Source organism: Candidatus Pyrohabitans sp. (assembly GCF_054014795.1).
In genome coordinates, this window is sequence record NZ_JBPMGE010000099.1 from 1 (window position 1) to 8946 (window position 8946).

9 protein-coding genes are annotated in these 8946 nt (G+C 53.9%); 6 read left to right on the forward strand and 3 right to left on the reverse strand.

The window, feature by feature from the left end:
* The 3 genes from ACXJJW_RS10805 to mobA all read right to left on the reverse strand — a co-directional run.
* The coding region (locus ACXJJW_RS10805; protein WP_456475758.1) for a PAS domain-containing protein at window positions 1-1024 on the reverse strand (1024 nt) is incomplete at its 3' end.
* Window positions 1025-1125: 101 nt separating this feature from the next.
* The gene (locus ACXJJW_RS10810) at window positions 1126-2379 is read right to left on the reverse strand and encodes a molybdopterin molybdotransferase MoeA (protein ID WP_456475759.1); all 1254 of its coding nucleotides are present in this window, start codon (window positions 2377-2379) and stop codon (window positions 1126-1128) included.
* Complete coding sequence (mobA, locus tag ACXJJW_RS10815) at window positions 2370-2981, reverse strand: molybdenum cofactor guanylyltransferase (RefSeq protein ID WP_456475760.1); 612 nt, start codon at window positions 2979-2981, stop codon at window positions 2370-2372. Before mobA ends, ACXJJW_RS10810 begins: the two co-directional genes overlap by 10 nt.
* 140 nt (window positions 2982-3121) lie before the next feature.
* On the opposite strand from mobA, the gene ACXJJW_RS10820 reads away from it, so the two are divergent.
* From ACXJJW_RS10820 to ACXJJW_RS10845, 6 genes are all read left to right on the forward strand, one after another.
* Window positions 3122-5617, forward strand: coding sequence for a molybdopterin-containing oxidoreductase family protein (locus ACXJJW_RS10820; protein ID WP_456475761.1), 2496 nt, complete (start codon window positions 3122-3124; stop codon window positions 5615-5617).
* A gap of 10 nt (window positions 5618-5627) precedes the next feature.
* Window positions 5628-6404, forward strand: a complete 777-nt coding sequence (locus tag ACXJJW_RS10825) for a 4Fe-4S dicluster domain-containing protein (protein ID WP_456475762.1) — start codon at window positions 5628-5630, stop codon at window positions 6402-6404.
* A gap of 58 nt (window positions 6405-6462) precedes the next feature.
* Entirely contained in the window at window positions 6463-6735 is a 273-nt protein-coding gene (locus ACXJJW_RS10830) for a hypothetical protein (RefSeq protein ID WP_456475763.1), read from the forward strand.
* Window positions 6735-7571, forward strand: coding sequence for a 4Fe-4S dicluster domain-containing protein (locus tag ACXJJW_RS10835; protein WP_456475764.1), 837 nt, complete (start codon window positions 6735-6737; stop codon window positions 7569-7571). Before ACXJJW_RS10830 ends, ACXJJW_RS10835 begins: the two co-directional genes overlap by 1 nt.
* A gap of 53 nt (window positions 7572-7624) precedes the next feature.
* Window positions 7625-8689 (forward strand): TorD/DmsD family molecular chaperone, encoded by a 1065-nt coding sequence (locus tag ACXJJW_RS10840; RefSeq protein WP_456475765.1) that lies wholly within the window; start codon window positions 7625-7627, stop codon window positions 8687-8689.
* On the forward strand, window positions 8686-8946 hold a 261-nt coding region (locus tag ACXJJW_RS10845; protein ID WP_456475766.1), incomplete at its 3' end, for a cupin domain-containing protein. The genes ACXJJW_RS10840 and ACXJJW_RS10845, both read left to right, overlap by 4 nt.

The following is an 8946-nucleotide window of genomic DNA, read 5'->3' on the forward strand; positions in this document are numbered from 1 at the left end:
GATTCTGCGCCTTACTCGCTATCTGCTGCACCGCCGAAGTTATCTCATCGCTGGCAGCATTCAGCTGCTCCGAAGAAGCAGCCTGCTCCTCAGCAGTCGCAGCAACGCGCTCAACAGCAGACTTCACACTGAGAATAAGCGAGCGCAGCTTGTCCTTCATCTTATTGAAGCTGGTTATAAGCTTGCCAATCTCATCGCTGGGATTGGTCGCCTCTATCTCCTTTGTCATATCTCCCGCGGCTGCGGCCTCAATCACAGGCAGGAAGCGTTCGATTTCGCTCTTAAGATACTCCTGCATTATGATGAGGTCATTCTCCTTCTGCTTCATCTCCCTCAGGTCCACTGCCGTTTTTATTGCACCTATCCTCTCCCCCCTGGCATTGAACAGGGGCGCTGTGTATATCTTGACCTGGACATCCTCACCCTGCTTGCTTTTCAGCACAACTTCCCTGCTGAGAAAGTCCCCTCTGCCCTCCATCACCGTCACCGAGGAGCATTTTTTTGTGTGACAGGCGGGGGTTATGCCCACATAGGTGGTGATATCATAGCAGTGCTTGCCTATGACCTCCTCCCTCTTGTAGCCCAGCATCTCCTCGGCAGCCGGGTTAAATTCTATTATCCTCAGGTCATTGTCGGTCACATACACCGCTGCTCCCACACCGTTTATTATGGACTTTGCCTTCTGGTTGTACTCACTTAGATTTGTCACCATTCTATTGCAGGACTCAATCAGCTGTCTAATCTCCTGCTCGGAAATGTCCATATCCAGGGTGCTGGAGTGATCCCCTTCTGAAACCCTCCTTGACCATTCTGACAGCCTCTCTACAGGCTTCAAAACATTCCTGTGCAGGTAGTATCCCATCCCCACAAGCGCACCGGTGCCAATAGTGATAACGCCGGCTAAAACTCCCCTGTTCAGCTCTACAGATGTAATAGCAGAAATACCCAGAATGCCAGCGGAGACACCAACCATAGCCAGTGTGAGGTTTATCTTATCCTTCAGTCTAAATTTGAGCTGCTGCATAATCCAATCTCCCCCTCTATTTATATCCCCCTTGAAGCAAAGTTGATACAGGAGATTAAAAATTTTATTTTTCAGGAATTATATCAAAAAGCGAAAGATGCCTATTGATTATTCTGCAGCTCTCTGAAGAGCCTCACCTCCACAACCTCCCCCTTCTCTATGCCCTCGGTGTTTTCGGGTACAATCACAAAGCCATCTGCACGCACCATGCTGGAGACTATCCCTGAGCCGGAGGTGCGCATGGGCTCAACCTCATAACCCTCTTTAGAGCGCTCCACCCGCACGCGGACAAAGTCGCGCCTGCCGAGCTCAGAGGCTATCTTTCTGCGCAGCCTTGCCTCTATCGCAGGGTAGGGCATCGCAGGCTTTAACCCCTGCATCACCTGCAGCGCCGGACGTACAAAGGTTTCAAAGCCTACGATGCTGGCCACGGGATAACCGGGAAGCATGAAAACAAGGGTATCGCCGATGTAGCCAAAGCCTGTAGGCTCGCCGGGACGCATGGCTACGCCGTGCACCTCCACTCTGCCCAGCTCACGCACTATCTCAGGTACCACATCGTGCTTGCCCACAGATGTGGCGCCGCTTATAAGCAGCACATCGTAGCTAGAAGCGCGATCTACCACCTCTTTCATCACAGTGTAATCATCCTTTACAACTCCGAGGCGTACCGCCTCTGCACCCGCTGCTCTGCACAGCGCAGCCAGAGCAAAGCTGTTGATGTCGTAAATCTGTCCCTCTTGTAGCTCTTCACCGGGTTCTGCGATTTCATCGCCGGTGGAGATTATCCCGACTCCAGGGCGATGGTAAACCCTGACCTTGCCCACGCCAAGAGATGCTAGAATCGCTATCTCCTGTGGGTTGAGTACCCGCCCCTGCCTGAGCAGCACATCTCCACGCCTGTAATCCTCCCCGCGCAGGGAGACGTTTTTCCCTGGAGGCACAGCCTTTAAAACTTCAATCTCGCCGCCGAGTTCATTCACGTGCTCCAGCATCACCACTGCATCTGCACCTCGCGGTAGGGGTGCGCCGGTGGTTATGCGCACAGCCTCATAATCACGAACCTCGCCATTGAAGCTCTGCCCTGTGAGCACCTCCCCTATAATTCTAAAGTATATAGGGTTTGCCTGACCTGCGCCGAAGGTGTTCTCTCCGCGGACAGCGAAGCCGTCCATTGCAGCGCGGTCAAAGGGCGGGTTGTCTCTCTCCGCAACCACATCGCGAGCGAGTACCCTGCCCAGCGCCTCCTCGAGAAGAACCTCCTCCTTTCCTCCCCTCTTAAGCCCTGAAAGCAGTTTATCCAGCGCCTCACCTACCGGCGTCAAGCTGTAGAAACCCCTGCCTCTTACTTCCATGGTTCCACCCTTTCTCTGAGCTTTTTGTAGTCCTCAGGCGTGTTTATGTTTAGAAAACTCAGCATCTCAGGGTCAGCGATGCGGAGCTTTTCCTCGGGTACAAAGTTAACATTGAGCAGACTTAGAAGTGCGCGCACACTTCTGGGTTTATTCTCTGCACATGCAAGAACCGCCTCCTTCGAGTACACAGCATGCAGAGGCTCGGGCCAGCCCTTCACCACCGGCACAGCTGCCTCGTAGCCCTCAACCTCCTGCATGAGCAGGCGGTAAACCTCTGGCTTGAGCAGCGGGGCATCCACAGGCATCACGGCGAGGTATCCGTAGCCCGCCTGTCTGGCGGCTGAGATAAGTGCACATGCAGGGCCCTCTCCGGGGTTTTCATCCAGCACCACTTTAATATTAGCCGGGACTGCATCACCCTGCTCCCTCGTGGCGAGGGAAACTATAACCTCGGCGGCGAAGCTTGAGGCGAGGTTAAGCATGCGCTCCAGAAAACTTTGCCCCTCCAGTGTTAGAGATCTCTTGTCTCTTCCCATTCTTCTGCTCTCTCCACCGGCCAGCACCACGGCGGTGCACCCTATTTTCTCCACACGGTTGTGCATTTTCATGCTCAATTTCGCCCCGGATAAAAAAGTATATATAGGGTGAATTATAACTATTAAAAGGTTACAGCGAAGTCGTGTGGGTTAGCTTTCTTAAGCCCACGCAGGAAGGTAACAACGGAAAGGTTGGAGGTGAAAAAGTGGTAGTATTAAGGAGAGTGTCGGAGTCCGTGAAGGACTACGATACCATCCGGTACACCACCTGCGACAATATGTGCGAGAGCGGTTGCGGGATGAAGGTGTACATCAAGGATGGCAGAATTGTAGATATCTGGGGTGACGACGAACATCCGCAGAACTATGGCTCCCTTTGTCCTAAGGGAACAGCTAACTACCAGCATGCGTATAACCCCCTGCGCGCCAAGTATCCTGTTATTAGAGAGGACAATGTGAACGGTAAGTTCAGGCGCGTCACCTGGGATGAGGCCCTCGACTTTGTTGCAGATCGTTTGAAGTACATCCGTGAGAAGTGGGGTGCCCACACTGTAGCCTGCCACCGCACTGGAAGGAGCAGCTACGGTAATAAGCTGGGCGGCTCAAGGTTCCTGGCGATGTACGGCACGCCCAACATATATGGACAGGGTCCGCTATGCTGTGAGTCGCCTGGAGCGAGAGGACAGTACGTTTTCGGTGCCAAGGAGTTCCTGCGTCTTTTTAACCCCTGTCAGGACGCAATGAACAGCGATACCATATTTATCTCAGGTGCCAACGCTGCGGCGCTGGAAGTAATAACAATGAAGTGGTGGGTTGAGTCCCAGGACAGAAATGGTGCCAAGTTTATAATTGTTGACCCGCGCTTCAATGCCACTATGGCAAAGGCTGACCTGGCGCTTCGCCTGCGTCCAACCACAGATGCATATCTGGCTAACGCTATTGCCCACGTGCTCATCCACGAGATCGACGGAATAGACAAGGAGTTCATTGCCCGCTGGACTGTGGGCTATGAGAAGTATGCAGAGCTCGTGAAGGACTATACTCCTGAGAAGGCTGAGAACATCACCTGGGTGCCTGCTGAGGATATACGCAAGGCAGCCGAGTGGATGGCCTATCCAAGGAGGACCCACTTCTCAGGTTGTCTGGGTACTGCGCAGCAGTACAACGCCGGCAATGGAAACGCCGCCTACCAGATACTTGTCGCCATAACCGGTAACGTAGGTGTAAAGGGTGGCGGCTGGAACTGGCTGCACAACTGCCGACCCGTGCTCAGCGCCGGTAAGGACCTGAAGGAGTACGTTGTCAAGATAAAGGAACCCCAGCTGGCAGACAAGATTATACCCTGGGGTGATACCTCAAGTGCGTGCACAATCAACCCCGGCTATACGGGCAAGCCATACCCAGTCAAGGGTCTCATATGGAATGGTAACCACATTGTGCAGTGGCCGAACAACAACAAGGTTCGCGAATATATGAAGAACCTTTACTGCGGTGTCCACCTGAGCTTCCATCCCAACGAGACCATGAGCTGGATGCATGCTGCATTCCCGATAACCAGCTTCTTCGAGCACGAAGGCGTGGTGCACCACGGCAACAACCGCCACGTGCAGTGGCACAACCAGATTATTGAGCGCCAGTGGGAGTGCCGTGCTGACATAGACTTCTGGGCCGGCCTGGCAAAGCGCTTCGAGTTTGCCGAAGCCTACTATGCCCCTGACGGCAAGAGCTGGTGGGCAAAGAAGGACGTATTCGGCAACCCGCTGCCAGAGGATCCCAAGTACCCCGGCACCACCGAAGAGATCGACGAGCGTGTGTGTCAGAACTGGTTCCACTCCCAGGAGCCCTTTGTCTCCGGCATAACTGTGGAGCTAATGGATCCCGAGATGTCACCCAAGGGCGGTGTGATGTGGCCTGCCGAAACCAAGGACGAGGCCATGATGTACTCCGACCCGGAAGCTACGATACGCGGTGCCCAGTGGATAATGTACAAGGAGGGTGTGAACTACCCCGGTACAGACAAGCGCTTCCCGACGCCGAGCGGCAAGGTGGAGATATACTCCCAGGCTCTGGAGCAGATAGGCTGGTATCCAATGCCAATACATGTCGAGCCCAACAATGCTCCGGTTGCAAGGCCAGACCTGTGGGAGAAGTACCCGCTCATCCTTTGCACAGGCCGCCTTGTGGCACACTTCCACGAGATGGGTCACTGGTGGCCGTGGATGGTTGAGCTTGAGCCTCACAGGTTCATAAACATCCACACCGAAGCCGCTAAGGCACTTGGCATTCGCGATGGCGATACCGTAGTGTGTGAGAACGACTACGGCAAGGTGATAGGTCCCGCCTGGGTCAACGAGATGGTGGATGAGGGCGAGGTCTGGGGCCCCGAGGGCTTCGACAAGTACCAGCCCTTCTATCCGTACAGCAACATCAACGAGCTCGTCGATGATACCGTCAAGGACCCATTCTACACTCAGGCGCAGTACAAGTGCAACCTCGTACGTGTATACCGCCTGGGCGACGACCCGGACAAGGCTGTGGAGAAGACCAAAGAATTCCTCGCCAAGGTCAAGCGCACACCCAAGGACTACCTCGACCCGGAGAAGGAGCCCTCTGTCAACCTGGGTACCTACACCCGTTTCGACAAGAAGGGCAGCGGTATCTACTATGTAGGCGTGCCGCGTGAGAAGTGGGAGACCAAGTGAGGTGATCAAGATGGATGAAGTATTCTCCGATAAGGGTCCCCTTCTCAACCTTGACCAGGAGACCGCTCGACAGGGCATAGAGAGGAGTGAGAAGATAGGTCTTCGCGAGGCTCAGGCTGCGAGCGTCTGGGGTATACCCCCGGACCACATCACCATGTTCGTTGACCTGAAGCGCTGCATAGGCTGCTTTGCCTGCGAGACCGCATGCAAGCTGGAGCACGACGACCCCATGGGTCCGCGCAGGATGCGTGTCATCCAGGTGGGGCCCAAGCAGGTTGGCAGGCATACCAAGGCGATGTACATCCCCATGAACTGCTTCATGTGTGGCCATGCTGCATGCGTCGAATCCTGCCCAACCGGAGCAATGACAAAGCGCGCCAAGGACGGCATCGTCTTCGTGGACAGCGAGAAGTGCATAGGCTGCAAGCGCTGTATGCAGGCATGCCCCTTCGGTGCTCCGCAGTGGGACTCCCGCACCGGCAAGGTTATAAAGTGCGACTACTGCATGCACCGTATCGACAAGGGTCTGCAGCCAGCCTGCGTAACCAAGTGCTCAACGCACTGCCTGTACATCGGCAACCCCGCTGACATAATGACCTACTTCCGCGAGAAGGACGCAATTCGCCTGGCAAGGGTGTACTTCAACGACAAGGCAGATACGGATCTGCTCACATCGCCAGCGTACTCCTTCCCGGAGCGCGCTCTCTTCGTACCCAGAGTACGCCTCAAGCCGGGCAAGCTGCCTGAGCGCGTAACAGAGGTCACCAAGCCTGTGCACAAGAAGTAGGGCTATGCCCTACCTTTTTTGTTTTTAATTTTTGTTTTTTCAACAGGAGGATAGTAAATTGGCAAGGACAAAGGGTTATCGGGGTGAGCTCGATGAAGCTCAGAAGAAGGCTCTTGAAGGTGTTATTCCTCCCGAAATAAAGAAGAGTTTTATCAAAAACCCTGACTGGAAATATGGTCTTACTGCCCTGAGAGAGATTCGTGCCCTTGAGACGGTATATGCTTATTTCTGGGGAGATAAGGATGATATAATGGTCTCCCCTGCTTCTGCTTATCCTGAACGTCACAAGGTTTTACCAGAAGAGATGCTTAAACCCAGGAGGAAGGAGTAATGGCTAGCGTAGAGGTGTTCGATGAAGCTTTTAGCATGTACGAGGTTGACCAGCGCGAGCCGAGTGATAATACTGTGGTTATGCTTATCGATTTAAAGCGCTGCATAGGTTGCTTTTCCTGCGAGACGTCTTGTAAACTGGAGCACGACCTGAGCATGGGTCCTCGTTTAATACGTGTTATTCAGGTTGGCCCCAGAAAGGTACTCGGCAGGGTTAAAACCCTATACATGCCCATGCTTTGCTATCACTGCTCGCCGGCGCCCTGTGTCGACGCGTGTCCCACTGGAGCGATGCAGAAGCGCGCCCGGGATGGTATAGTGTTTGTGGACAGCGAAGCCTGCATAGGCTGCAAGCGCTGTATGCAGGCATGCCCCTACGGCGCACCCCAGTACGACTCGCGTACAGGGCGAGTGGTGAAGTGCAACTTCTGTATGCAGCGCGTGGACTATCGCCGAACCTATACCAAGGAGGAGCTCCAGAAGATATACCGCTTTACCTACAAGCATGGCGGGGAGGTGCGCCTTCCTGTTGCGGATGAGGTGGGCAACATAAAGCGGGACGACAAGGGCAGGCTGGTCGACGAGAAGGGTGAACCCCTCTCCGGCAAGAGACTCGCTGAGGTGGGCCGCGGCGTGGAGAGCGTCACCTATGAAGGTCTGTGGAGCGCGTGCGCTACGAAGTGTTCTACCGAGGCGATGACCTTCGGATATTACAGGGATGTGAAGAAGCTCATAGAGAAGAAGTCTGAGAACAGACGGATAGTACGAGTGGGCTCAGTCTACTATGCCATTCCAGGGGATGACTTCCCATTCCCTGCGCCTGAGGAGAGGCACTGATTCAATTTTGCTTTCCCTCGTTTTTGGTTACGTATCTTAGAGAGGTGTCAGTTTTGCCAAGAGAGCCCAAGGACATATTTGATAAGAACGAGTATATCAAGTGGTACTTTGACCCAGACCTTTCGAGGGACTGGAAAAATCTCCTTAAGAAGTATAGTTACCTCTTTTGGATTCATTCCATGAATATCAAGGATGAGGACCACTGGATAAACTTTATTAAGGATAAGAAGCCCGAGATTAAGCGCACACCCGCGAAGCCGCACAATGCAAAGAGCTATGCCGAGCTTGCAGTTGCCAGGCGCGATGCCCACTACCTGATTTTCCGTGCCTTCACAGAGGTTTCACAGGCACTTGCGGAGGAGATTCTGAGTGGAGAGTACATGACAAAGCTTCGCGCCGCACTTGTTAAGCTTTTGCCAGAGGAGTTGCTGGAGGAACATTTCCTTGCCCTTGAGAGGTTCCGCAATGTTTTTGCCGAGGTGAAGCCAAAGAAGTTCCGCCGCGAGCTTGAGGCGGAGCGTTTTACGATATTCGACGACGACCTTATGCCCTACCTCTCTGCTCATGAGTCGGTGTACCGCAGCGAGAAGCAGATAATGGGTGATTTAACCGCTGAGGTCAAGAATATGTACCGCGAGGCGGGCTATACCCTGGACAAGTCCCGCGGAAATCTGCCGCCGGATGAGGCCAAACTGGAGCTGGAGTTCGCCTTCCATCTGCTTGAGGATGAGGTGGAGGCATGGCGTTCTGGTGATAGGGAAGGGGCGCTGCTCGCCCTGGAGCGCCAGAAGAAGTTCATCCGGGAGCACATGATTATGTGGCTGCCCTACCTCTTCGATGATGTTGCCAATGAGGATTTCAAGAGGGGAGTAGCTCTCAAGTACCACGGCGATGTGCGCGATGTGGAGAGGTACAAGAGCGAGGAGATAGTGGAGCTGGACTTCTTCCGCAATGTTGCCCGGATAGCAAAGCTGTTCCTTGAGCATGAGTACAGGCAGGTGGAGGAGATGCTCAACGCTGCGAGTAGCCTTAACGAAGAGGAGCTTAAAGCAGAGTTTGCCTCTGTGGAGAGGGTAGATACCACCGGTGAGGGCACCTACTTTATCAGGGTGGAATGAGCATGGGCAGTATTTTGATTAAAAGCGCGAATGCCAGGTTTGAGACCCATCCGAGGTTTGAGGGTGTTGATATAGCGAAACTTTTGACAAGCAAGGATAATGCCGGGTTGAGCGTCTCTATACTGAAGATATCTCCGGGCAGCTCCGCCAGTGTGCACCTGCACGAGAAGGAGGTGGACTCCATCTACATCTTGAGGGGCAGAGGTAAGGCGTATGTGAATGGAGAGTGGGTGGAGATAGCTGAAGGCGACTATATC